This window comes from Kitasatospora sp. NPDC032757 (assembly GCF_055579305.1).
In genome coordinates this window covers 45,097-69,450 of the sequence record NZ_JBVINN010000023.1, presented here as the reverse complement: position 1 = coordinate 69,450, position 24,354 = coordinate 45,097, and the positions used below count along the sequence as shown (strand labels likewise).

Below are 24,354 nucleotides of genomic sequence, written 5' to 3'. Positions count from 1 at the left end.
CACGACGAGCAGCCACGACGAGCAGCCACGACGAGCAGCCACGACGAGCAGCCACGACGAGACCGCCCGCACCGGGAGCCCGGTGCGGGCGGTCTCGTCGTGCGCGGGTCGGGGTCAGCCGCGCACGGTGGCCTCGAAGGCGTGCAGGTACGGGTTGACCGGACGGACCTCGGCGACGTCCAGGCCGGCCTCCTCCATCAGCCGGACCAGGCTCTCCTCGGAGTGCTTGGCGCCGCCGACGTTGAGCATCAGCATGAGGTCCATGGCGGTGGTGAAGCGCATCGACGGGCTGTCGTCGACCAGGTTCTCGACCACCACGACGCGGGCGCCCGGACGGGCCGCGCGGACCACGTTGGCGAGGGTGCGACGGGTGCTCTCGTCGTCCCACTCCAGGATGTTCTTGATGATGTAGAGGTCGGCGCGGACCGGGATGTCCACCCGGCAGTCGCCGGGCACCAGGCGGGCCCGGGCGGAGTAGGCGCCGCCGTCGCGGAGCCGCGGGTCGGCGCCGGCGACCACCTTGGGCAGGTCGAGCAGGGTGCCGTGCAGCGCCGGGTGCTTCTCCAGCAGGCTGGCCAGCACGTGTCCCTGGCCGCCGCCGATGTCGACCACCGAGTCGATCCCGGTGAGGTCCAGGTAGGCGGCGAAGTCGGCGGCGGACTGGCGGCTGGAGGTGGTCATCGCCTTGTCGAAGACCTTCGCCGAGTCGCCCGCGTCGCTGTGCAGGTAGTCGAAGAACTCCTTGCCGAACAACTCGGGGAAGACGTTGCGGCCGGATCGGACCGCCTCGTCCAGCTTCGGCCAGGCCTCCCACGTCCACGGCTCGGTGCACCAGAGGGAGATGTAACGCAGGCTGTTGGGGGCGTCCTCGCGCAGCAGCCGGGACATTTCGGTGTGCTCGAACCGGTCGCCGCCGGTCTCCTGGAAGATGCCGTAGCAGGTGAGCGCGCGCATCAGGCGGCGCAGCTGCTTGGGCTCGGTGTCGAGCGCGGCCGCGAGGTCGGTGACGCTGGTCGGGGTGTCGCCGAGCGCGTCGGCGACACCGAGCCGGGCGGCCGCGCGGACGGCGGCGGCGCAGGCGGCGCCGAAGACGAGCTCCCGCAGGCGCATCGCGGCCGGCGGGGTGGTGGCGGGCGTGGTGGTCATGTGCCGTCTTTCTGCAGAGGGGAGGTGGGGGCTGGGCGGGTGTCCCGGTGTCGCCGGGCGGGCGGGCCTTCACGGACACGCCCCTGGGCTCCGCGGGAGTCGCGGAGCCGGTGGGACGCGCGGCGGTTCAGCAGTGACCGGCGGGCACGGAGACCGCGCAGTGGTTGCGGGTGAAGGAGTTGGTGGTGCCGGTGTCGGCGTCCACCAGGTCGGCCGGGCCGTTGCCGACCGCGTGGTTGCCGGTGATGGTGTTGCGGGCGTTGGCCACGCCGACCACGCTGCGGAAGAGCACGATGCCGCCGGACATCGGCGAGGCCCCGACGTTGTCGCTGACCTGGTTCTCCGTCACCGTGGTGTCCTCGGCGCCGGTGAGCAGGATGCCGGTGCCCTGGATGTAGTCGAGCCGCGGGTTGGGCGGGCAGTACCTGTTGTTGGCGACGACCCGGTTGCGGGCGATGCTCAGCGCACCGGCCCGGGGGACTCCCTCGTCACCGACGATGAAGACGCCGCCGCAGTTGCCGTGGATCTGGTTCGCCTCGATGCTCAGGTCGCGCAGGCGGCGGACGGTGACACCGATCCGGTTGTCGGTCAGCAGGTTGCCGCTGACCACGGTGCCGCCGGTGTCGATGGCACCGCCCTCGTTGGCCACGCTGTTGGCCAGGAAGACACCGGACTGGCCGTTGCGGGTGGACCTGTTGCCGGTGATGACGGCCCTGGTCGACTTCTCCTGGCTGATGCCCTGCTGGCCGTTGTCGTGGACGTGGACGGCGCGGACGGTCATGCCGGTGGTGGCACTGGCGTTGATGCCGTTCTTGCGGAAGCCGGTGACGGCGAGGGCCTCGACGGTGATCCCGTCGAGCGGGTCGGCGTCGGTGCCGACGACACAGAGGCCGTGGCCGGCGGTGGCACAGGCGGAGTCGCCGGCGGTGCCGTCCTCGGCGGTGCCGGGGGTGATCACGCTCTTCGGGCCGGAGCCGCGCAGCTTGAGGCCGGCGGTGGTGATCCGGACGCTGCCACGGTAGGTGCCGGGGAGCAGTTGGACGGTGTCGCCGGGGCGGGCGGCGTCGACGGCCTGCTGAATCGATTCGCCCGGCCGGACGAGGTGCAGGGCACCCGCGGCGTGGGCCGGGGGCGCGGCAGCGAGGGTGGTCAGGGCGGTGGTGAGGGCGGTCGTGGCGGCAGCGGTGGCCGCGGCGAGATGGTGGACCCGTCGCGTGGGCATGAGTGGTGACCTGCTTTCTGGCGCGCTCGCGGGGACGCCGGCGCGGTGACGCGGTGTGTGCGGGAGATGACGGCCGGTGGGGTCGGTCGCATCGACGCTATGGGCGCACGGGTGGGCCCGCCACCAGGGCTGGGCTGCGGGACTGACGGGGCGTCGGCAACCGGAGGAAGCGGGGCGTGCGCGGGGCACGCCGGACGGCTGCGGGTGGTGACCGGCGCGTGAGGGCGGCGAGCCGGCGGACATGGCGACGCGCCCGGCCGCGGGGGTGCGGGCGGGCGCGTGGGTGCGGGCGGGCGCGTGGGTTACGCGCGTGGGTTACGCGCGTGGGTTACGCGCGTGGGTTGGGTTACGCGTGTGGGCTACGAGCGGGTTGCCGCTGGTGGGTACGGGTGCCGATGGTGAGCGGGGTGCCGATGGTGAGCGGGGTGCCGATGGTGGGCGCCGGTGCGCTGATCTGTCACGGGCAGTGACGCCAACGGGGCCGTCCGGCCTGGCGTTCGAGGTCCGATTCACTCGATCGGGCAGAGAGGAGAGCTGCTCCGCGCGTGTCGTCGGCATACGATCGCCGGCCCCGGATGGCTGCGCGCCGGGGCGTCCGGGGCGCGTGGCATGCTCGGGGCCATGAACACCGCCGCCGTCCTCCCGCCCGTCGCCGCCCTACCGCCGGTCACCGCCGTCCGCAACCCGGTCGGCGCCCATGTGCCGGTGGCCGCCCGCGGGCTGGCCGGGACGGGGCTCGCGTACGCGCGGCGGGTCGGCGCCGAGGCCGTCCAGGTGTTCGTGGCCAACCCGCGCGGCTGGGCCACTCCCCCGGGCAACCCGGCGCAGGACGAGGAGTTCCGCACCGCCTGCGCCGAGCAGGGCATCCCGGCGTACGTGCACGCGCCGTACCTGATCAACTTCGGCTCGGACACCGCGGGGACCCGCGAGCGCTCGGCCGCCTCGCTGCGCCACTCGCTGGTGCGCGGCCACGCGATCGGCGCACTGGGTGTGGTGCTGCACACCGGCTCGGCGGTCGGCACGGCGCCGGGCGGCGGTTCCCGGCGGGCCGAGGCGATGGCGCAGGTCCGCGAGGACGTCCGCCCGCTGCTGGACGAGCTGGACGCGCTCGGGGAGGACGCGCCCTGGCTGCTGCTGGAGCCGACGGCCGGCCAGGGCAGTTCGCTCTGCTCGCGGATGGAGGACCTGGCCGCGTACGTGGACGCGTTGGACGGCCACCCGAAGGTCGGGGTCTGCCTGGACACCTGCCACGCCTTCGCGGCCGGCCACGACCTCGCCGCGCCGGGCGGCGTCCGGGAGACGCTGGACGCGCTGGTCGCGGCCGCCGGGCCGGGCCGGCTGCGGCTGATCCACGCCAACGACTCGGAGGACGTGGTCGGCGCGCGCAAGGACCGGCACGCCAACATCGGCGCCGGGCGGATCGGCGCGGAGCCGTTCCGCGAGCTGTTCGAGCACCCGGAAACGGCCGGCGTCCCGCTGGTGGTCGAGACGCCGGACCGCAAGCACGGCGGCGACGGCACCGGGCACGCGCTCGACATCGCCGTGCTCAAGGAGCTGCGCGAGCGGGCCGCGGTACCGGTGTAGCCCGTTCCCGCCGGTGTAGCCCGTCCCCGCCGGTGTAGCCCGTCCCCGCCGGCGGACGCGTCCCGGGCTGCCGGGTCGGCGGGGCGGTGGCAGGCTGGAACGAGTGATGTCTCAGGCCCTGGGGGTTTGCGATGAGCCCGACCCGGCGACTGGCCACGCTCCCGTGCGGACGCCGCAGCAAATGGGTGGTGCTGGCGCTCTGGCTGGTACTGCTGCTGGTGGCGGGACCGCTCGCCGGCAAGCTCACCGACGCCGAGGACAACCAGGCGTCCAGCTGGCTGCCCGGCAACGCCGAGTCCACCCAGGTACTCAACGAGCAGCGCGCCTTCCAGCCGGTGGACACGGCCCAGGCCGTGGTGGTCTACACCCGCGACAGCGGGATCACCCCGGCCGACCAGGTCGAGGCGGCCCGGGACGCGACCGCCTTCGCCAACGCGCCGCACGTACTGGGCCGGGTGATCGGCCCGGTGGTCTCGACCGACGGCCGGGCCATGCAGACCATCGTGCCGGTCGACATCGGCACCGGTGGCTGGCAGGACCTGCGCCCGGCGGTCGACAGCCTGCGTGCCACCGCCGCCGACAACAGCCTGGGCATGACCACCCACGTCACCGGACCGGCCGGGATCGGCGCCGACCAGGCCGAGGCGTTCGCGGGCATCGACGGAACCCTGCTGGCCGCCACCGTCAGCGTGGTGATCATCCTGCTGCTGCTCACCTACCGCAGCCCGGTGCTCTGGGCGCTGCCGCTGCTCTCCGCGGCCGGGGCGCTGGTCGTCGCCCAGGCCGTCATCTACCTGCTGGCCAAACACGCCGGACTGACCGTCAACGCGCAGAGTGCCGGCATCCTGATCGTGCTGGTGCTGGGCGCGGGCACCGACTACGCCCTGCTGCTCACCGCCCGTTACCGGGAGGAGCTGAGACGGCACGAGGACCGGCACGAGGCGATGGCGCTCGCCCTGCACCGGGCCGGGCCGGCGATCCTGGCCTCCTCGGCCACCGTGGTCGCGTCGATGCTCTGCCTGCTGATCGCCGAGATGAACTCCACCAGCGGCCTCGGTCCGGTCTGCGCGATCGGCGTGCTGGTGGCCCTGGCGGCGATGCTGACGCTGCTGCCGGCGCTGCTGGTGGTCGTCGGACGCTGGGTGTTCTGGCCGGTCAAGCCTGCCTTCGGCACGCCGGAGCCGACGCGGACCGGCCGCTGGGCGCACGTCGGGACGTGGATCGGCCGACGGCCCCGCAAGGTCTGGATCGGCACCGCGCTGGCCCTGGGGGCCTGCTGCGTCGGGCTGGTGTCGCTCAACGCCACCGGCCTGTCCACCGCCGGCAGCTTCACCGACACGCCGGACTCGGTGGTCGGCCAGCAGGTGCTGGAGCAGCACTTCCCCGGCGGGACGGGCGCGCCGCTGACCGTGATCAGCACGGCGGGCGAGGCGGGTGCCGTCCGGACGGTGGCGCAGGCCACCCCCGGCATCGCCGGGACGTCGGTGCCGGGGGAGCGGCAGGGGCAGGCGCTGTTCCAGGCCACGCTGGCCGATCCGCCGGACAGTCAGGCCGCGAAGGACACCGTGGACCGGGTGCGGGCGGCCGTCCACGAAGTGCCCGGTGCCGACGCCAAGGTGGGCGGCTCCACCGCGGTGATCCTGGACGCCGGCCGGGCCGCGGCCAGCGACAACCGGGCGATCATCCCGCTGGTGCTCGGCGTGGTGCTGGTGATCCTGGCGCTGCTGCTGCGGGCGGTGACCGCGCCGCTGGTGCTGATCGCCACGGTGGTGCTGTCGTACGCGGCGGCGCTCGGGATCAGCGCGTTCTTCTTCGAGCACGTCTTCCACTTCGAGGGCGAGGACAACGCGTTCCCGCTGTTCGTCTTCGTCTTCCTGGTCGCGCTCGGAATCGACTACAACATCTTCCTGATGACGCGCGTGCGGGAGGAGTCCGCCCACAACGGCACCCGGCAGGGGGCGGTGGCCGGGCTGGCCGCGACCGGCGGGGTGATCACCTCGGCCGGGCTGATCCTGGCGAGCACCTTCGCGGTGCTCGGCACACTACCGGTGGTGGGCTTCGCCGAGATCGGCTTCGCGGTTGCGCTCGGCGTGCTGCTGGACACCCTGGTGGTGCGGTCGGTCCTGGTCACCGCGCTCACCATGGACCTGGACCGTCACATGTGGTGGCCGGGAAAGTTGTCCAGGCAAGTCAGCCGTCCCGAGAGCGAGTTGACCAGACAGCTTTAAGTTACCGCTGAGTTCATATGGTTATCGTCCGCAGTCTTGCCGGACGTGACCGGGTACGCGTTGACTGCGGGCATGCCAACTTCCACCACGCTTCGTCACGGCACCCGGCTGGCCGCCGCCTGCACCGTCGCCGCCGCCCTGCTCGCCCCGGTGGCCGCCGCTCCGGCCGCCTCGGCGGTGGCCGCCCCGGTCGCCGGCACGGCCGCCACCACGGTTCCGGCACTGAACGTGCTCACCTACAACGTCTTCCTGATGAGCAAGAACCTGTACCCCAACTGGGGCCAGGACTACCGGGCCAAGGCGATCGCCGCCTCGGACGTGTTCCAGGGCCACGACGTGGTCGTGGTCCAGGAGGCCTTCGACAACGCCGCCTCCGACCTGCTCACCTCGCAGGCCTCCGCCGCGTACCCGTACCACACCCCGGTCGTCGGCCGGTCGACCAGCGGGTGGGACGCCACCGGCGGCAGCTTCGCCTCGTCCACCCCGGAGGACGGCGGGGTGACGCTGCTCAGCAAGTGGCCGATCCTGCGCAAGGAGCAGTACATCTTCAAGGACGCCTGCGGCAGCGACTGGTGGTCGAACAAGGGCTTCGTCTACGCGGTGCTGGACGTCAAGGGCGTGCGCACGCACGTGGTCGGCACCCACCTGCAGTCCACTGACACCGGCTGCTCCGCCAGCCAGCCGGCCGCCGTCCGGGCGGCGCAGCTCAAGGCGATGAAGGCGTTCATCGACGGCAAGAACATCCCGGCCGCCGAGCCGGTGCTGCTCGCCGGCGACCTCAACATCGACTCGCACGGCAGCGAGTACCCGTCGCTGCTCAGCAACGCCAACGTGTCGCCGGCCACCACCCGCGACGGGTGGGCCGACTCCTTCGACACCGTGGACAACTCGATCGCCGCCTACCGCTACCCCGGTGAGCCCAAGGAGGACCTCGACTACGTCCTCTACCGGGCCGACCACGCGCAGCCGGCGAGCTACACCAACACGGTGGTGCGCTTCCACAGCTCACCGTGGACGGTGAGCAGTTGGGGCAAGAGCTACACCTACACCGACCTGTCCGACCACTACCCGCTGTCGGCGGGCTGAGCGGCCGCGCACGCCGGCCGGGTGCCCGGGCTGCGTCCTGGGCTGCGTCCTGGGCTGGGTGCGCCTGGGCCGGGGGCCTCAAGCCGGGTGCCTGGGCCGGGTGTCCCCGCCCCGGGTGTCCCGGCCGGTTTCTCAGCCCTTGCCGGTGAAGCGCCGGTAGGCCGGCCCGAGGGCGGCCTCCAGCGGCCGCCCTCGGACGGCGAGGCCGGACGGGCCCAGGTCGTCGACGGCCGGGGCGACGGGGTCGGTCTCGTCGGCGCCGCTCGGGGCGGACGGGACGCGGCCCTGCCAGAACGTGTCGAGGCACTCGGCCAGCGGGCGGTCACCAGGTGCGGGCATCACGGCGGTCACTCTCCGCAAGGGGGCATCACGGCGGTCACTCTCCGCAGGTGGGGGCATCACGGCGGTCACTCTCCGATCGCGTCGGCGGAGAGGGTCAGCAGCTCGCGCAGCCGCTCGGCGGACAGCTCGGCCAGCCACTGCTCGCCGCCGCCGATCACGGCGTCGGCGAGGCTGCGCTTCGCCGCGAGCAGGCCGTCGATCCGCTCCTCGACGGTGCCGACGCAGACCAGCCGCCGGACCTGCACGTCGCGGTGCTGCCCGATCCGGTGCGCGCGGTCGGTCGCCTGGTCCTCGACCGCCGGGTTCCACCAGCGGTCGAGGTGGATCACCTGGTTGGCGGCGGAGAGGTTGAGGCCGGTGCCGCCCGCGCGGAGCGAGAGCAGGAAGACCCTTGGCCCGTCCGGGTGTTGGAAGCGCTCGACCAGCTCGTCCCGCCGCCCCTTGGGCACACCGCCGTGCAGGTAGGCGACCTCCTCGCCCAGCCGGCGGCTCAGGTAGGGCTGGAGCATGGTGCCGAACTCGGCGTACTGGGTGAATACCAGCGCCCGGTCGCCCTCGGCCAGCGCCTCCTCCAGGAGCTCCACCAGCCGCTCGACCTTGCCCGAGCGGCCCGCCAGCTCCGTCCCGTCGTGGAGGAGTTGGGCGGGGTGGTTGCAGACCTGCTTGAGCCGGCCGATCGCCGCCAGCACCGCACCCTTGCGCTCCACCCCGCGGATGCCCGCGAGGCGCTGCAGGAGGTCGGCGACCACCGCCCGGTACAGGCCCGCCTGTTCGGCGGTGAGGTTGCAGCGGACGGTGAACTCCTGCTTGGCGGGCAGGTCCTGGGCGATCAGCGGGTCGCTCTTGCTGCGGCGGAGCAGGAACGGACCGGTCAGCCGCCGTAGCCGGGCCGCCACCTCCGCGTTGCCGGACTGCTCGACCGGGATCGAGAACCGCTCCTTGAAGGACTCCGCACTGCCGAACAGCCCCGGATTGGCGAAGTCGAGGACGGCGTGCAGCTCGGCGAGCCGGTTCTCCACCGGCGTGCCGGTGAGCGCGATCCGGGGGCCGGACCGCAGCGAGCGGACCGCCCGGGACTGCCGGGCCGCCGGGTTCTTGACGTGCTGCGCCTCGTCGGCGACGATCCGCCGCCAGCGGACCCGGCGCAGCTCGGTGACGTCCCGCTGGACCAGCCCGTACGTGGTGATCACGAGGTCGGCGGACGTGTCGGGCACGGTGCGGTCGGCGCCGTGGTGGACGTGCACGCGCAGACCCGGGGCGAACCGGGCCGCCTCGCGCTGCCAGTTGCCGACCAGCGACATCGGACAGACCAGCAGGGTCGGCCCGGCCGCGCCACGCTCCTGTTCCAGGGCGAGCAGGGCGAGGGTCTGCACGGTCTTGCCGAGGCCCATGTCGTCGGCCAGCACGGCGCCGAGGCCGAGCCGACCGAGGGCGTCCAGCCAGGCCAACCCCCGCCGCTGGTAGGGGCGGAGCGTTCCGGTGAAACCGGCGGGCAGGTCGGGGACGCGGGAGGCCGGGCCGGGCCGGCCGGCCAGCAGCTCGCCGATCGGACCGGTGGCCCGGACAGCGGTGACGGGCAGCCCGTCCACGGCCGCGCGGTCGTCGACGGCCAGCCGGAGCAGTTCGGCCGGCTCCATGGTGCCGCTGCCGCGCTCGGCCAGGAACCGCACCGCGACGGCGAGTTGGGCCTGGTCCACCTCGATCCAGCGGCCGCGCAACCGGACCAGGCCCTGCTGGGCCGCCGCCAGTTCGTCCAACTCCTCCTCGGTGAGGGTGAGTTCCCCGAGGGAGAGCTGCCACTGGAAGTCCAGGACGTCGTCCCGGTCGATCTGCGCGGTGCGCTTGACCGCGCCCGGCACGGCGGCCGGGGCCGCGGTGAGGGCCAGCCCGAGCCGGGGGCGCCGCTGCCACCAGGCCGGGAGCAGCACGCCGAAGCCGGCCCGGGTGAGGGCGGGCGCGGCCTCGCGCAGGAACCGCAGGGCGCCCTCGCGGTCCAGTTCGACGCCGGTCGGGCGGGGGCTCAACAGGGCGGTGCGCAGCGGCGGGTGGACGCGGGCGGCACGGTCGAGCTCGGCGAGGCAGGAGGCCGCCGGGTCGGGAACGGTACGGGCGAGGGCGGCGTACCCCGCCTCCTCGGACCACAGGTCGGCGGCGGGGACGACCAGGGACGGGCGGTCGACGGCCTGGACCAGCAGGTCGAGGTGCCAGACCTCGGGGGCGGCCTCGCCCGGGGCACCCTGGTCGCGGGGTCCCCCGTCGCGGAGTCCGACGTCCGGGGCTCCCCCGTCGCGGGCTTCGAGGCCGGAGGCTTCGAGGTCGGGCGCGAGTGGCTCGGTGAGGCGGAGGTTGAGCCGCAGCGGGCTGCCCGCGGGGCGGGCGGCGTGCCAGGCGGCGAGGCGTTCGGGCAGGCCGGCCGGCGGCGGCCCCGGGAGCCGGCCGTCGGCGGACCAGAGGGCGGCGAGCCACGGCTCGGCGGGCGGTTCGAGGTCCGCGAGGGCGGCCCGGGCCTCGCAGTCGACCAGGGTGTCCAGCAGGGCGGTGGCCAGGCCGGAGCCGGTGGGCCCGGCCTGGGCGGGCGCGGACGCGTGGTACTCGGCGCGGCAGACGGGCGGGCAGCCGGCGGCCAGGGCGGCTAGCTCACGCCGGGCCGCGGCGTCGGGGGCGGGCCGCCACCGCGCGGCCCACGCCGCCGGCGCCTCCTCGCCGAGCACCGGGAGCAGCCGCCCGCGCCCGACCAGCCGCCAGGCGAGGTCGTGCACGGCGGACAGCCAGCGCAGCGAGGCGCCGTACGCGAGCTCGACGGACGCGCCGCTGAACTCGCCACCGGATTCACCGGGCCCGCCACCGGGGAGTTCGACGGTCGCGCCCGGCCAGTGCGGGTCGTGGACCGCGCCCAGCAGCTGGGCCGCCTCGGCGGCGTCGAACAGCAGGGTCGGCACCCGCCAGGGGCTCAGCGCGAGGCCGCGTGGCGCGCTGCCGGCCGGCAGGTCGGGCGAGGGGACCGGCCGGTCACCGAGGGTGGGCAGGAGAAGGCCCGTCCAGCGCTCGGCGCCCTGCCCGGCCAGCCAGTCGAGGCCCGGGCCGATCGCCCCCAGCAGCCGCGCGACCTCGCCGGCCGGGCACGCGAACGGATGGGCGCCGCCCTCGGCACGGCGGGCGGCCGGCCTGCCGTTGCGGTACGCGTGTGCGTCCTCCGCCCAGAGCGCGAGGCGGCCGTCGGCCCGCCACAGCGCGTGCAGGGCGTACATCGGGTGGGCCTTCCGGGACGGCGGGACAGCGGGCTTCCCACCCTAACCGCGAGGTCGGACAACCGGGCGGGCGCGCGGACCGGGGCGGGCCACCCCCTGGGCGGCCCCGCGTGCCTCCCCACCCCGGGCCGCCTGGGGCGTCCCGCGCCCCGCCCCCGCGGGCGGCCTGGGGCGGGCGAAGGGGCACGCCACGACCTGCTTCCGCACTCGCGGCCGGCTCCACCCCGGCAGCCCGGCAGCCCGGCGGCCGAGCCCCGTCCCGACGACGAGCACGACAAGCACGAGGAGCACGAGGAGCACGACGAGCACGAAGAACAGTTCCAGCGGCGCGCACACCACGCGCGTCCGCAGCAGCGCGCCCCGGCACGGGTACGGCTGCTCAGCCTCCCGTGCCCACACCGGTCCGGCGGAAATGACGTAGGGCGAAGGCCCCGAAGAGCCCGGCGGCGGCGGACCGGGGTGCGTCCCCGTCGCGGACGAGGCGCAGCTCGCGGTGGCAGTCGGGCCCGACGAGCCGCACCCAGCACAGAGGCGCGCGGACGTCCGAGGCGCGCGCCATCGCGGGCAGCAGGGCGACGCCGAGCCCGGCGGCGACCAGGTTGACGACGGCGCCGGGTTCGTCGCCCTCGCAGACGATCACCGGGTCGACGCCCGCCGCGGCGAAGAGCCGGTCCGCGAGAGCGCGCTGCCAGTGGCCCCGGCTCGGGGTGACGAACGGCTCTCCGTCCAGTTCGCCGACCGGCACCTCCTCGCGTCCGGCCAGCCGGTGGCCCGGCGGCACCGCGAGCAGCACGTCCTCCCGCAGCAGCAGTTCGGAGACCAGCCCGGGGCCCACCAGCGGCTGGGAGGCGAGGCAGAGGTCCACCTCCCGGGTGCGGAGCCGGCGCGCCATCGCATCGACGGAGGACTGCCGCACCCTCACCTCGATGCGGGGGTGGGCGGCCCGGAAGGCGGCCAGCAGGTCGGTGGCGGTCAGCAGGGTCTCGGTGGCCAGCGCCACCCGGCCGCCTCCCTGGGCGGAATCCGCCAACTCGCTCTTCCCGTCGTCGAGTTCGCGAAGCGCACGGTCGACCCGGCGCAGGAAGGCCGCGCCGTGGTCGTTGAGGTGGATGCGCCGGCCCCGGCGGTCGAAGAGCCGGACCCCCAACTCGGCCTCCAGCCGGGCGATCGTCCTGCTCACCGAGGGCTGGGCGACGCGCAGCTCCTCGGCGGCCCGGCTGATGTGCTCGTGCCGGGCCACGACCTGGAAGCACCGCAGCGCGGGCAGGTCCACAGGCTCTCCCCTCCCCCGGGCATCGCTCATAACTCCGAAGGCATCATCTCATGCCGTATTCGGTCTTGGAGTTGATGAGCGGGGCTCACCTAGCCTCCGAGGAGAGGTTCCGGCCGGGCCGCTCGCCCGACGGCCGCCACACCGAAGGAGCTGCCGCATGTCCGCCAACCCGCCTCCGGCGTCCGAGAGTCGGTTCGAGAGCTACGTCGAGGCCGTCCTCACGGTCCTCCGCCGCACCCCGGACCGGCCGGCGCTGGTCACCGCCGACGGCGGCACCGTCCTGGCCGGTGAACTCCACGACGACGTCCGGCAGTTCGCCGCCGTCCTCGCCGGTCACGGCGTCCGCCGGGGGGACACCGTGGTACTCCTCGCCGACGACGGGCCGGAGGCGATCGTCGCGCGGTACGCCGCGAACCTGCTCGGTGCACGGGTGGCCTTCCTCGGCGCGGGCATGTCCGCGGCGGTACAGGCGGACATCGTGACGAGCGTCGACGCGCCCGTGCTGCTGGTCGGTCCGGCCCGGTCGGGCGCGGCCGAGGCACTGCTCGCCCGGGTGCGGGTGCCGGTGGTGCTGCCGCTCGGCACCACCGTGCCGCCGGGTGCCGCGGCCCGAGCAGCCGCCCCCGCCACGACGGCGGATCACGCCCGGGCGCAGGACGACTGGTGCCTGCGCTTCACCGGGGGCACCACCGGGACCCCGAAGGGCATCCCGATGGCGCACGGCCCCTACCGGCAGCTGCTCGACCGCCTCGCCGGCCGGATGCGGGCCGGCGCCACGCCCCGCGCCCTCGCCTGCACCTCGCTCGCCCACATGGCCGGGATCCTCGCCGACGCCGCCCTGCTGGCCGGAGGCACCGTCGTGCTGCGGCCCGGCTTCGACCCGGGGGACGTCCTCGCCGCCCTGGAGCGGGAACGCATCACCGAGCTGTGGCTGCTGCCGCCCCTGCTGTACCGACTACTGGACCACCCGGCGGCGGCCGGCACCGACCTCTCCGCCCTCCGGCGGCTCTTCTACGGAGGCACCCCCGCCTCCGCCGAACGGCTGCGGCAGGCCGCCGAGGTGTTCGGGCCGGTCCTGCACGGCTGGTACGGGCAGACCGAGGCGGGGTCGATCACCGAGGTCGGCCCGGAGGAGCACACGATCACCGGACCGGGCGGCCGGATCACCGCCGGCCGGGCCGATCCCGGGGTCGAGATCGAGATCCGCAGCCCGGCCGGGACCGCCCTGCCCCCCGGCGAGAACGGGGAGATCCACGTCCGCACCCCCATGATGATGAGCGGCTACTGGCGCCGGCCGGACCTCACCGCCGAGGTGCTGCACGAGGGCTGGATCCGCACCGGGGACGTCGGCCACCTCGACGGCGCGGGCTACCTCCACCTGGTCGACCGGCTGAAGGAGGTGGTCATCGTGGTGGGCGGCCACGTCTACCCGGCGGAGGTGGAACAGGCACTGCTCGCCCACCCCGCCGTCGCCCAGTGCGCGGCCTTCGCTGTCCAGCGGGGGGACGGGACCGAGGAGTTGCACGTCGCGGTCGTCCCGGCGGCCGGCCGGCACGCGGACGGCGCACTGGTCCGCGCCCGGATCACCGACCGGCTGGGCGCGATGTACGCGCCGGCCGCCGTCCACACCGTGGACCACCTGCCGCTCACCGATGCGGGCAAGCCCGACCGCAAGCTGCTCCGCGAGACGCTCGGCGGCTCCGGCCGGAGCCGGACGGGAGACGGCAGGCATCACTAGGGTCCGCCTGACGGCCGGAGGTCTGTCGACATCAAGTATCTTGACGTCGAGATTCATCTCCGGCAGGCTGCTTCCCGAGCACCGGAACGGAAAACGGGAAGTGGCGGGCCATGCGAGACAACGGGGGCGGACTGCTGGCGCAGCTGCGACGGCCGCCGGGCGGGCGGGACGGGCGGATCATGCTGCTCGCCCAGTTCCTGGACCGGGCCGGGACGGGCGTGTGGGCGGCGGCCTCGGTGCTCTACTTCACCTTCGTGACGCGGCTGGACGCCCGGCAGGTCGGCCTGTTGCTGGGCGTCGCCGCGGTGGCGGGCATCGCCGGGTCGCCACTGGCGGGGCAGCTCGCCGAGCGGTTCCCGCTGCGGGGGCTGCTGATCTGGAGTCACCTGCTGCGGCTGGGTGCGATGGGCCTGGTGCTGCTCTGCGACAGCTTCACCACCCTGATGCCCGTGATCGCCCTCATCTGCCTGGCCGAGCGGGCGGCCAAGACGCTGGAGATGCTCTTCGCCACCCGGGCGACGGGCGAGCGGCGCTCCACCTACCAGGCACTCACCCGCAGTGCCGCCAACGCCGGGTACGCGCTGGGTGCCGGGATCGCGGCGATCGGCCTGGCCGTGGGGACGGAGAACGCCTACCGCGCGCTCGTCCTGGCCAACGCGCTCTCCTTCGCGGTGACCGCGGCGCTGGTGTGGCGCACCCGGGAGCCCCAGGGCGGCGGGCGGGTGGCGGCGCGCGCCGGTACCGCCGCCGCACCGGACGCCACGACGGCGGGGCCGGCGCCCAGCCCCTGGCGGGACGCCGGCTACCTGCGCTTCGTCCTGCTGGACATCCCGATGTGCCTGGACGACTCGCTGCTCAACGTCGGACTGCCGCTCTGGCTGGTGAACCACACCTCGGCGCCGCACGCCTTCGTCCCGGCCTTCCTGGCACTCAACACCGTGCTGGTGGTCGTACTGCAACTGCGGGTCTCGGCGCGGGCCGAGGGGCCGCACCGGGCGGCGGCCGCGGTGACGCTGTACGGGGTGGCGGTGCTCGCGTCCTGCGTGGTCCTGGCGTTCGGTACCGGCGGCGGGCCCTGGAGCGCGTCGATCGCCCTGCTGGTCACGGCGACGCTGGTGACCGCCGCCGAGCTGGTGCGGTCGGTGACCTCCTGGGAGCTGGCCGTCTCGCTCGCGCCCGACCGGGCCCGGGCCTCGTACCTGGGCGTGGCCGGCATGGCCCAGTCCGTCCAGAAGTCCGCCGGACCGCTGCTGCTGACCGGCGTGGTGATGGCGACCGGCCCGGCGGGCTGGCTCGGCCTCGGGGCGGCGGTCGCCGGCCTGTCCGTCGTCCAGCGGCGGGCCTGCGAACGGCGGCTGACGGCCATGCGGCCGAGCGGCGCGGCGGCGCCGGTGTCGGGGCCGGGGTCTGCGCCTGGGCCGGCGGCGATGCCGGAGTCGCTACCTGTTCCGGCGGCTTCGCCCGAGCCGGCGGACGATGCGGCGGCGGGACCGGCCGCACGCCCCGCGACCGGCCACCGCTGACCCGAATGCGCGGCCGGCTCACCCGGCCGGGTCATCTCTGTCACATGCCAACGTTTGCGGGGCACCCCCGCAGGGCGCCTCTGAGGCCCGCCCCGGGCCCGGTCCGGCCGGCGTCGTCGTGCCGGCGTCGTCGTGCCGGCGTCGTCGTGCCGGCGTCAGGGGAGCTTGCCGAGGGCTTTGGTCATCAGGGCCTCGGCCACACCGCCGGGCGGGAAGGGGGACGACTCCGTGGCGAAGAACTCGACGAGATAACCACCCTTGCTGGTGGTGACCTTGTCCACGACGGCAGGTGCGTAGGTGGTACCGCCGTAGGTGCAGGTGTACGTCTCACGGCGGGCCACCACGTCCCCGCCGATCGCCGGAGCCGGCAGGGCCTTGACGGTGACCTCGCAGCTCTGGGGGTCACTGCCGAACTTGATGTTCGCGGTGTACGACGGGCAGCTGCTGAGCTGGTCCCGGACCGCCTGCATCGACCGGGTGATCTCGGCGGCGTCGGCCTTCTTGAGCTGCTCGTTGAACGAGTAGTGCTCCTTCGATCCGCCCGCCGGGTTGTAGTAGTACTCCGCGGTGTCGTCCGCGGTGTGCTTCCACCGCGTCTCCCGGTTGCGGGCCTCGCAGGGCCAGGTGCCCGCGACAGGACGCCCGTAGCCCATGTCCCCCGCACCGAGGTTCTCCTTGTAGCCCGCCGGCAGCTCGCTCTTCTGGAGCAGCTTGGTCTGCATCGCCCGACCCTCGGAGAAGTAGGGCACGGCGAACGCCACACCCAGCGCCGCGGCTCCCGCGACGAGCGACGCCGTGATCACCGCCCACGGCCGCCACGACCGCCCCGAGGCCGGCCCCGGGGCGGTGGCCGTCCCGGGGGTGATGGCGGTGAGCGGTGCGACCGCGGTGGCGGGCGGCGCAGGAACGGCAGCGGTCGCCGACGACGCGGGCGGCGGCGCGGGAACGGTGAGTGCGGCGTACGCGTCGATGACGCCGGCCGACGTGGCGTCGCCCGCCATCGGTCCGGGCACAGCGGCCATCGGCGACGGAGCGGGGTGTACCGGACCGGTCAGCACCGGACCGGTAACGGGAACGGGACCCACCGCCCCGGGCACGACAGGCCCGGATAGCACAGGCCCGGGGACCACCGGCCCGGGGACCACCCGAGCGGGACCGGGGACGCCGGCGGGCTGAGCCAGCAGCGCGGCGGCCTCGTGAAGGGTGAGCCTGCGCCGGGGGTCCTTGGCCATCAGGCCCTCGATCACGGGCGCGAGCGCCCCCGCGCGACACGGTGGCGGCGCCTCGTCCGAGACCACGGCCAGCAACGAGGCGGTCGGGGTGCCGCGCTGGAACGGGGACCAGCCCTCCACCGCCTGGTACAGCGAGACGCCGAGCGAGAAGAGGTCCCCGGCCGGCCCGTCCTCCTGTCCGTGGAGGCGCTCCGGCGCCATGTACTCGACCGACCCGATGACGGCGCCCGTCGCGGTGAGCGCGGTGTCCTCGTGCCGCAGCGCGATGCCGAAGTCGGTCAGCAGCACCTGACCGTCATCGGCGAGCATGATGTTGGCCGGCTTCACGTCCCGGTGGACGATGCCCGCCGCGTGTGCCGCACCCAGCGCCGACAGCATCGCCGCACCGATCCGGGACACCGCCTCGGGCTCCAGCGGCCCGGCCGCCAACCGGTCGGCCAGCGAGCCCCCGGTGATCAGCTGCATCACCGTCCACGGCACACCGTCCGCCACGATCACGTCGTGCACCGCGACGACGTGCGGGTGGTCCCGCAGCCGGGCGGCACTGCGGGCCTCCCGCTGCGCCCGGACCAGCCGTTCCTCGGCCTGGGCCGGGCTCATCGAAGGCGCCAGCCAGACCTGCTTGACCGCGACGTCGACATGCAGAGCGAGGTCGGACGCCTGCCAGACCTGTCCGAAGCCGCCGGCACCCAGCCGCCGGACCAGCCGGTATCTGCCGGCGATGACCAGGCCCTCGTGCTCCCCCTCGCCCGCCACCCCGTCGCGTACGGCTGCCACCGCATACCCCCTCGTCGACCGGCGCCATGATAGCGACCGACCGTCACCGCCCCGCCGGGACGGTCGTGTTCGCCGCCGCCGCGCCGGCGCTCGGGGCCGCCCACCAGCGGCCGGGCAGGCCGATCGCCCCCCTGGACGGGGCCCGCGGCGCGGGAGACCCGACCGGCGCGTCCGGCACGCGCAATGGCCCGTCCTCGCCGGGGCGGGCGTGGCTGCCGATGTCCGATTCGAAGGGGGTCGACAACGGCGTTCGCCCACCAGACTGGACGGGTGACGACATCCCCGGCCTCTTCCGACCGTCTCCGCGCCGTTCTCTTCGACTCGGGCGGCGTACTCATACGGCCGATCGGCGGCCGATGGAACCCGCGAGCGGACTTCGAGCAGACCGTCCTCGCCCATGCCCCTTCGACCACAGCGGAGGAGTTCGCGGCAGCCATCGCGGTGGGGGACCACTTCTTCGCCGCCTCGTCGTCGACGCCCGACTACGACGACTACCACCGGGTGATGCTCCACCACCTCGGCGTGGACCCGACCCCGCACCTGCTCGCCGACCTGCGCCGCGAAGTCCCCCCTCGCGTACTCCTGGAGACGTACCCGGAGGTCGAGGAGACCCTGCGGGAGCTGAGCCGCCGGGGAGTCCGGATGGCCGTGGTGTCGGATGCCTGGCCCAACCTGCCCGCGCTCCACGCCGGACTCGGGATCGACCGGTTCTTCGAGGCGTACGCCATCTCCGCCGTCCTCGGCTGCACCAAGCCGGACCCGCGCATGTACCACCACGCCAGCGACGCCCTGGACCTCGCACCCGCGGAGTGCCTGTTCGTCGACGACGATCCCGACCTGGTCGCCGCGGCGATCCGCCTCGGCTACGCGGGACGCGCACTGCACCGGGACGCGACCGCCTCCCCCGTACCCTCCATCACCTCCCTGACGGAGCTCCTGGACCTCTTCTGACGCGCCCGGCACGGTCCGGTGGCGCCGCGACGGCGTGGCCGACGGGTCCGGCCCGGGTCGGTCGTCGAGGTCCGAGCCGACCCGGGCGTGGCCACCGCGCCCCGCAGCACAGGCCCAGTCGCGTGTTGCTCGGAGCACCCGGCAATCTTCGGTGAGACAGGTCGAAGTCCGGTGAGACGGAAGTACGCTGCAGCCGGAAAGCCATGACGTGCCCCACCTTCACCGGTGGTCGGGTCATGAGGCGTTCCAGGGCGGGGAGAAGAGGGGGAAGGGCTACATGTCGACGGCAGCGTTTCGGTTCCCTGCACTGCAGGCTCACGATCCGGACAGTCTCGGCGGCTTTCGGTTGGTGGCGCGGCTGGGCGAGGGCGGCATGGGGCAGGTGTTCCTCGCCCTCTCCCCGGGCGGGCAGCCGGCGGCTGTGAAGATCGTTCGCAACGAGTTCGCCAGGGATACGGAGTTCGGCCAGCGGTTCGCACGCGAGGTGGGTGCCGCGCAGAGGGTGCGCGGCGCTCACATCGCGCCGCTGCTCGACGCCGCCCCCCAGGCCGAGCAGCCGTGGTTGGCCACCACCTATGTGGCGGGGCCGTCCCTGCGGGACCTGGTGATCGACCACGGTCCGCTACCGGCCGCCCAGGTGATGCTACTGGCCTGGGGCATCGCCCACGCCCTCGCCGACATCCACGCCGCGAAGGTGGTGCACCGGGATCTCAAGCCCGGAAACATCATGCTGGACGAGAGCGGACCGAAGGTCATCGACTTCGGCATCGTCAAGTCCCTGACCCAGTCGGTGACCTACAGCAGTCACTCCACCCGGATCGGCACTCCGCTGTACATGTCGCCCGAGCAGGCCACCGGCCACGCAGTAGGCGTCGCCTCCGACGTCTTCGCGCTCGGCTCCACCCTGTACTTCGTAGCCACCGGCCGTGAGGCGTTCGCCGCGGAGAACGAGTGGGCCGTTGTCCACCGCATCGTCGCGGACGCCCCTGACGTCTCCCCCCTGGCCCCGCCCCTACGCGGGCTGATCACCGCCTGCCTGCACAAGGATCCTGCCCAGCGCCCGACACCGGCACGTGTGCAGGAATGGTGCGAGGAGGAGCTGGGTGACGCGTTCGGTCCGGGCATCTGGATGGGGATCACCGGTGCCCGCGCGGCGATCCAGCAGCGCACCTACGCCCTGCGCGCCCTCACCTTCCCCGGCTCGGAAGCAGCCGGCACCGACTCCCCCAGCCGACCCGATTCCACCCGTGGCACCGTGGAGAGCGAAGGCGGCGCCACGCCGGCCGCGCCGGCGGCTTCCCCCGCCCTGCCGGGCACTGCGACCACGCCGGAGCAGACGTCGAAACGGACCGGGCCTGCCTCGGTGGGCGGCATGATCGCCGCCCATGTGACAGAGATCCTCCTGGCAGCGGTGGCACTCACCTGGGCGTCCTCCCTGCCGATCTTGTCGGAGTCCTGGAGGGGGATGTCCTCCAGTAGTCAATTGGCGCACGTGACACTGTTCTTCGACCTGCACCACCTGTGGGAACCGGTTCCCAGCGGCATCCCCGGCGTGGGCACGGACTGGCCGGTGGTATCGGTCGGGTTCATCGGCACAGCGGCCGCGCTCGTCTGCGCAGTCCTGTCCCTGCTGGGGCTGGCCGGGAACCGCAAGGTCAGGATGTGGGGCACGACTGCACTCCTGCTCCTTTTCCTCTGGATCCTCGTCGCCGGAATCTGCGCTCTGTTCCCTCTCGCGATGACGTTCGGCGTGGAAATCTCGGATGACAACCCGGCATACAAGGTTCGTAGCGTGCTCATGGACGGAGGGTGGCTACTGCTCCTGGCAAACGGCCTGATGGTCGACGCAATCTGTCGCACGTTGAGGCGCATGGATTAGCGGGCAGCACGTGGCCTCTGGCGACGGGAACACAAGGCTGTCGTGAGCACCCGTCCGGTCCCCCGGTTGCCTCGGTGATGGATCCGGGGGCCGGGCAGGCCTTGGAGGGGTTGGGCCTGTCACGCGGTCTGTCGGCGGGTGGCGGGCAGGGCCCGGAAGTGGATATCGGTGATCCGGACAGTGGCCGTGACCCGTTCGGCGGAGGCCCGAATGCCTCATCTGACAAGCAGCAGAAGCCCTTTGGGCCTACGTTGCCACGTGAGGGGGCTACCCGAAGGAAAGGCGAACACTGCCATGGCAGGAAAGTTCGAGCTGTACACCGACGACACCGGCATGCACCGGTTCCGGCTCAAGGCGAGCAACGGCTCCGTCGTGGTGACCGGCGACCCGCACGAGAGCCGGGACGACTGCATCAGGAGCATCGAGTCGATCCGCAAGCTCGCGCCCTACGCGGAGCTGAAGGAGACGGCGGCCGGTCCGGCCTGAGCGGGCGCCCGCCGGTGACGGCGGGGTGAGGGCGGGAACGCGGGTCGGCGGGACAAATCGCCGACCCGCGTTCGTTTGTACGACAGATCCCTTTGGCCGCCTGCACGCCGGACCCGGACACAACTCAGGCATGCGCGTCGCCATCGTCACCGAATCCTTCCCTCCCGAGGTCAACGGAGTCGCCCACAGCGTGCTGCGGACGGCCGAGCATCTGGTCCGCCGGGGCCACCAGCCACTCGTCATCACCCCGGCGCCCGCGCGTGGCGCCGACTGCCCGCCGCACACCTTCGGGGCCGGCCCGACCGCCGCCGAACTGCCGGTCGTCCGGATCCCCTCCGTCCCGCTGCCCGGGTACCCGCAGGTGCGGATCGCCCTGCCCAGCCGGCTGCTCACCGCCGCCATCGCCGGGCACCGGCCCGACCTCGTCCACCTGGCCAGCCCGTTCGTGCTCGGCGCGCGCGGCATGCAGGTAGCCGACCGGCTCGGCGTCCCCGCCGTCGCCGTCTACCAGACCGACCTCGCCGGCTACGCGCACGCCTACCGGGCCGGGCGCGGGCTCGGCGAGGCCGCCGCCTGGCACCGGATCCGCACCATCCACCGGGCCGCCGCCCGCACCCTCGCGCCGTCCACCCCGGCGGCGCAGGACCTCACGGCGCACGGCGTGCCCCGGGTCCAGCTCTGGCCGCGCGGGGTCGACTCGGCCCGGTTCCACCCGCGCCACCGCGACGAGGCGCTGCACCGGGCACTCGCCCCCGGCGGGGAGGTGCTGGTCGGCTACGTCGGGCGGCTCGCGCCGGAGAAGCGGGTCGACCTGCTGGCCGCCACGTCGGCGCTGCCCGGGGTCCGGGTGGTGGTCATCGGCGACGGGCCGTCCGCCGCCGGGCTCAAGGCCGCGATGCCCGGCGCGGTCTTCCTCGGCCGCCGGACCGGCGACGAACTCGCCCGCTGCTTCGCCACCCTGGACGTATTCGTGCACACCGGTCCGCTGGAGACCTTCTGCCAGACCATCCAGGAGGCGATGGCCAGTGGCGTGGCGGTGGTCGGCCCCGCCGCCGGCGGCCCGCTGGACCTCGTCGCCCACCACCGCACCGGTCTGCTGGTACCGCCCCGGGACGGCGCCGCGGTCGCCCGGGCGGTCGGGACGCTGGCCGCCGACGCCGGTCTGCGGGGACGCTACGGGCGCGCCGGGCGGGCGGAGGTCACCGCCCGCACCTGGGAGGCGGTCGGGGACCTGCTGCTGCGGCACTACGCGGAGGTGCTGGCGGAGCACTGCAGGATCGCCGTCGCCGCGGATGCCGCCCCGGTCGCCCCGGTCGCGCCGACGGCGGCCGTCCCGGCGGTGAACACCCCGGCAGTGGACGCGGCGGTGGACGCCTCGATGGCGCAGGAGCTGTCGGCATGACCGGACACGGGGGCCCGCTGCGGATCGTCCGGCTGGCGAACTTCGTCACCCCGGTCTCCGGCGGGCTGCGGACCGCCCTGCGTCACCTCGGCGCCGGCTACCGGGCCGCCGGGCACGTCCCGGTACTCGTCGTGCCCGGCGAGCACCGCAGCGAGGAGGAGACCGAGCAGGGCCTGGTCGTCACCCTGCCCGGGCCCGTCCTGCCGGGCAGCGGCGGGTACCGGCTGCTCACCGACCGGCGGGCCGTCGCCCACGAGCTGACCCGGCTCGCGCCCGACCGGCTGGAGGTCTCCGACCGCACCACCCTGCGCTGGACCGGCGGCTGGGCGCGGCGGCACGGCATCCGCTCGGTCATGGTGTCGCACGAGAGCGCCGCCGGGGTGCTCCGCACCTGGGGCCTGCCCGCCCCGCTCGCCGGCGCCGCCGCCGACCGGCTCAACGCCCGGACTGCACGGGCGTACGACACCGTGGTCTGCACGACGGACTGGGCGGCGGCCGAGTTCCGGCGCCTGGGCGTACGGAACCTGGCGCGCGCACCGCTCGGTGTGGACCTCGCCGGGATGCGGCCGCCGGCCGACGGGGACCGGGCGCAGGAGCGGGCGCGGTACGCGCAGCCGGGGCAGGTGCTGCTGGTGCTCTGCTCGCGGCTCTCCGCCGAGAAGCACCCCGAGCGGGCGGTCGACGCCTTGGCCGAACTGCGCGCGCGCCGGGTGCCGGCCGTCCTCGTGGTGGCCGGCACCGGACCGCTCCGCTCGCGACTGGCCGCCCGGGCCGCCCGGCTGCGGCTGCCCGTGCACTTCCTCGGGCACGTCGGCGGGCGCGACGCCCTCGCCCGGCTGCTCGGCTGCGCCGACGTGGTCCTCGCACCGGGGCCGGTGGAGACCTTCGGCCTCGCCGCGATGGAGGCACTCGCCTGCGGCACACCGGTGGCGGTCAGCCGCTCCTCGGCGCTCCCCGGGCTGGTCGGGCCGGCCGGGGTGGCCGCGGAGGACACCGGCGCGGGCTTCGCGGAGGCGGTCCGTGTGCTCCTCGCCCGCCCCGAGGCCGCCCGCCGCGGCGCGGCCCGCGCGCAGGCGGAGCAGTACGGCTGGCCCGCGGCCGTCGCCGCCTTCCTCGCCGCCCACGGCGCGGGGGCGGCAGGGACGGGCGGAGGCTCCGGGGGCACGGGCGAAGGCGGGGGCGGCGGTGCCGGGGCGGCGTCCCGGGCGAGCGAGGGCAACCGGCAGCGCACAGGAAGTCGGACGGGCCGACTTCCTGCTCCGGCGGCGAGGGACGGGGAATCGGGAGGCAGGCAGTGAGCACGGCGGTGGTCGGGGACGAGGGTGGCGGGACGGCCCCGGGCGGGACGGCCCCGGGCGGGACGGCCCCGGGCGGGACGGCCCCGGGCGGGACACTCCCGGGCGGCACGCTCCCGGGCGGGGTGCGAGGAGCAGGCGAGCGGCGGGCGGCCGGGCCGGTGCGGTTCGTGGCGCTCGGGGACTCGCTCACGGAGGGGGTCGGCGACCCGGTGGCCGGCGGGTGGCGGGGCTGGGCGGCCTTGCTCGCACGGTCGTTGGCGCCGGCCGGGGTCGGCGTCGAGTTCACCAACCTGGCGCGGAGCGGGGCGCTCAGCACCGATCTGACGACGGAACAGCTGCCCGCCGCGCTGGCGCTGCGTCCGGCGGTGGCGGCCGTCGTGGTCGGGGGCAACGACACCCTGCGCGCCGGGTTCGAGATCGGCCGCACCACGCGGGAGTTGGACACCACTCTCGGTGAACTTTCCCGCAGCGGCGCGCTGGTGCTCACCGCGTGCCTGCCCGACCCGGGCACGCTGCTGCGGCTGCCACAGCCCCTCGCACGTCCGCTGGCCCGCCGGATGCGCGCGGTGAACACGGTGGTGCACGCCCTCTCCGTGCGCCACCGAACGGTCCACCTGCACATCGCCGAGCTGCCGTGGACGGCGCAGCGGCAGCTGCTGAGCGTGGACCGGCTCCACCCCAGCGCCGAGGGGCATCATGTGATCGCCCACGGTTTCCACGACCTGCTCGCCGCCGCCGGCCGCCCGCTCGGCCCGGCCCCCGCCGCCGAACCCGCCGAGCCGCCGCCGGGCGCGCTGGCCGACCTCTGGTGGATGGCGACCCGCGGCACCCGCTGGGTCGCCGACCGCAGCACCGATCTGCTCCCGGGTCTGCTCGCGCTGGCCGCCGTCGAGGGCTTCGCCCGGCTCCGCGGGGCCACCGGCCGCCAGGACGAGCGGA

Annotated in this window: 16 protein-coding genes and 1 pseudogene; 11 read left to right on the top strand and 6 right to left on the bottom strand. The window is 74.5% G+C overall.

Annotated features, from left to right (window positions below; genetic code table 11):
* Positions 1–114: 114 nt before the first annotated feature.
* Both ACZ5WK_RS24075 and ACZ5WK_RS24070 read right to left on the bottom strand, forming a co-directional pair.
* On the bottom strand, positions 115–1,146 hold the full coding sequence (locus ACZ5WK_RS24075) for a methyltransferase (RefSeq protein ID WP_465549921.1): 1,032 nt from the start codon (positions 1,144–1,146) through the stop codon (positions 115–117).
* A gap of 127 nt (positions 1,147–1,273) precedes the next feature.
* Complete coding sequence (locus tag ACZ5WK_RS24070) at positions 1,274–2,368, bottom strand: right-handed parallel beta-helix repeat-containing protein (protein ID WP_465549919.1); 1,095 nt, start codon at positions 2,366–2,368, stop codon at positions 1,274–1,276.
* A 621-nt stretch (positions 2,369–2,989) separates the two neighbouring features.
* On the opposite strand from ACZ5WK_RS24070, the gene ACZ5WK_RS24065 reads away from it, so the two are divergent.
* The 3 genes from ACZ5WK_RS24065 to sph all read left to right on the top strand — a co-directional run bounded on the left by ACZ5WK_RS24065 (position 2,990) and on the right by sph (position 7,266).
* A complete protein-coding gene (locus ACZ5WK_RS24065) occupies positions 2,990–3,952 on the top strand; it encodes a deoxyribonuclease IV (protein ID WP_465549917.1) in 963 nt (320 codons plus the stop codon).
* 131 nt (positions 3,953–4,083) lie between these two features.
* Positions 4,084–6,180 carry an MMPL family transporter gene (locus tag ACZ5WK_RS24060; protein ID WP_465549915.1) on the top strand — a complete coding sequence of 699 codons (2,097 nt, stop codon included), beginning with the start codon at positions 4,084–4,086 and terminating at the stop codon, positions 6,178–6,180.
* 72 nt (positions 6,181–6,252) lie between these two features.
* Positions 6,253–7,266 (top strand): sphingomyelin phosphodiesterase, encoded by a 1,014-nt coding sequence (gene sph, locus ACZ5WK_RS24055; RefSeq protein ID WP_465549913.1) that lies wholly within the window; start codon positions 6,253–6,255, stop codon positions 7,264–7,266.
* Positions 7,267–7,398: 132 nt separating this feature from the next.
* On the opposite strand, the gene ACZ5WK_RS24050 is transcribed toward sph, so the two are convergent.
* The 3 genes from ACZ5WK_RS24050 to ACZ5WK_RS24040 all read right to left on the bottom strand — a co-directional run bounded on the left by ACZ5WK_RS24050 (position 7,399) and on the right by ACZ5WK_RS24040 (position 12,129).
* Positions 7,399–7,608, bottom strand: a complete 210-nt coding sequence (locus ACZ5WK_RS24050; protein WP_465549911.1) for a hypothetical protein — start codon at positions 7,606–7,608, stop codon at positions 7,399–7,401.
* 65 nt (positions 7,609–7,673) lie between these two features.
* Complete coding sequence (locus tag ACZ5WK_RS24045; protein WP_465549909.1) at positions 7,674–10,856, bottom strand: SNF2-related protein; 3,183 nt, start codon at positions 10,854–10,856, stop codon at positions 7,674–7,676.
* Between the two features lie 379 nt (positions 10,857–11,235).
* Positions 11,236–12,129: a LysR family transcriptional regulator gene (locus ACZ5WK_RS24040; protein WP_465549907.1), complete on the bottom strand. Its 894-nt coding sequence runs from the start codon at positions 12,127–12,129 to the stop codon at positions 11,236–11,238.
* Positions 12,130–12,286: 157 nt separating this feature from the next.
* Between ACZ5WK_RS24040 and ACZ5WK_RS24035 the strand changes: the two genes are divergently transcribed.
* Both ACZ5WK_RS24035 and ACZ5WK_RS24030 read left to right on the top strand, forming a co-directional pair.
* Positions 12,287–13,867: a class I adenylate-forming enzyme family protein gene (locus ACZ5WK_RS24035; RefSeq protein ID WP_465549905.1), complete on the top strand. Its 1,581-nt coding sequence runs from the start codon at positions 12,287–12,289 to the stop codon at positions 13,865–13,867.
* A gap of 110 nt (positions 13,868–13,977) precedes the next feature.
* Complete coding sequence (locus ACZ5WK_RS24030; protein ID WP_465549903.1) at positions 13,978–15,390, top strand: MFS transporter; 1,413 nt, start codon at positions 13,978–13,980, stop codon at positions 15,388–15,390.
* A 155-nt stretch (positions 15,391–15,545) separates the two neighbouring features.
* On the opposite strand, the gene ACZ5WK_RS24025 is transcribed toward ACZ5WK_RS24030, so the two are convergent.
* Positions 15,546–17,399: a serine/threonine-protein kinase gene (locus ACZ5WK_RS24025; RefSeq protein WP_465549901.1), complete on the bottom strand. Its 1,854-nt coding sequence runs from the start codon at positions 17,397–17,399 to the stop codon at positions 15,546–15,548.
* Positions 17,400–17,669: 270 nt separating this feature from the next.
* Here ACZ5WK_RS24025 and ACZ5WK_RS24020 point away from each other — a divergent pair, with 270 nt between their 5' ends.
* The 6 genes and pseudogenes from ACZ5WK_RS24020 to ACZ5WK_RS23995 form a co-directional block, all read left to right on the top strand.
* Positions 17,670–18,350 (top strand): HAD family hydrolase, encoded by a 681-nt coding sequence (locus tag ACZ5WK_RS24020; RefSeq protein ID WP_396322475.1) that lies wholly within the window; start codon positions 17,670–17,672, stop codon positions 18,348–18,350.
* 277 nt (positions 18,351–18,627) lie between these two features.
* On the top strand, positions 18,628–20,229 hold the full coding sequence (locus ACZ5WK_RS24015; protein WP_465549898.1) for a serine/threonine-protein kinase: 1,602 nt from the start codon (positions 18,628–18,630) through the stop codon (positions 20,227–20,229).
* Positions 20,230–20,523: 294 nt separating this feature from the next.
* On the top strand, positions 20,524–20,715 hold the full coding sequence (locus ACZ5WK_RS24010) for a YegP family protein (protein WP_396322477.1): 192 nt from the start codon (positions 20,524–20,526) through the stop codon (positions 20,713–20,715).
* 130 nt (positions 20,716–20,845) lie between these two features.
* A complete protein-coding gene (locus ACZ5WK_RS24005) occupies positions 20,846–22,117 on the top strand; it encodes a glycosyltransferase family 4 protein (RefSeq protein WP_465549896.1) in 1,272 nt (423 codons plus the stop codon).
* Positions 22,114–23,415, top strand: a complete 1,302-nt coding sequence (locus tag ACZ5WK_RS24000; RefSeq protein ID WP_465549894.1) for a glycosyltransferase — start codon at positions 22,114–22,116, stop codon at positions 23,413–23,415. The genes ACZ5WK_RS24005 and ACZ5WK_RS24000 overlap by 4 nt, the downstream gene beginning before the upstream one ends.
* A pseudogene (locus ACZ5WK_RS23995) lies at positions 23,412–24,068 on the top strand (SGNH/GDSL hydrolase family protein); the annotation flags it as partial. The gene ACZ5WK_RS24000 and the pseudogene ACZ5WK_RS23995, both read left to right, overlap by 4 nt.
* Positions 24,069–24,354: the final 286 nt, after the last annotated feature.

Bases quoted from the DNA above. Each gene is read 5' to 3' on its own strand.
- ACZ5WK_RS24015 (WP_465549898.1), top strand. From the start codon at position 18,628: ATGTCGACGGCAGCGTTTCGGTTCCCTGCACTGCAGGCTCACGATCCG.
- ACZ5WK_RS24045 (WP_465549909.1), bottom strand. From the start codon at position 10,856: ATGTACGCCCTGCACGCGCTGTGGCGGGCCGACGGCCGCCTCGCGCTC.
- sph (WP_465549913.1), top strand. From the start codon at position 6,253: ATGCCAACTTCCACCACGCTTCGTCACGGCACCCGGCTGGCCGCCGCC.
- ACZ5WK_RS24010 (WP_396322477.1), top strand. From the start codon at position 20,524: ATGGCAGGAAAGTTCGAGCTGTACACCGACGACACCGGCATGCACCGG.
- ACZ5WK_RS24065 (WP_465549917.1), top strand. From the start codon at position 2,990: ATGAACACCGCCGCCGTCCTCCCGCCCGTCGCCGCCCTACCGCCGGTC.
- ACZ5WK_RS24075 (WP_465549921.1), bottom strand. From the start codon at position 1,146: ATGACCACCACGCCCGCCACCACCCCGCCGGCCGCGATGCGCCTGCGG.
- ACZ5WK_RS24070 (WP_465549919.1), bottom strand. From the start codon at position 2,368: ATGCCCACGCGACGGGTCCACCATCTCGCCGCGGCCACCGCTGCCGCC.
- ACZ5WK_RS24035 (WP_465549905.1), top strand. From the start codon at position 12,287: ATGTCCGCCAACCCGCCTCCGGCGTCCGAGAGTCGGTTCGAGAGCTAC.
- ACZ5WK_RS24005 (WP_465549896.1), top strand. From the start codon at position 20,846: ATGCGCGTCGCCATCGTCACCGAATCCTTCCCTCCCGAGGTCAACGGA.
- ACZ5WK_RS24000 (WP_465549894.1), top strand. From the start codon at position 22,114: ATGACCGGACACGGGGGCCCGCTGCGGATCGTCCGGCTGGCGAACTTC.
- ACZ5WK_RS24060 (WP_465549915.1), top strand. From the start codon at position 4,084: ATGAGCCCGACCCGGCGACTGGCCACGCTCCCGTGCGGACGCCGCAGC.
- ACZ5WK_RS24030 (WP_465549903.1), top strand. From the start codon at position 13,978: ATGCGAGACAACGGGGGCGGACTGCTGGCGCAGCTGCGACGGCCGCCG.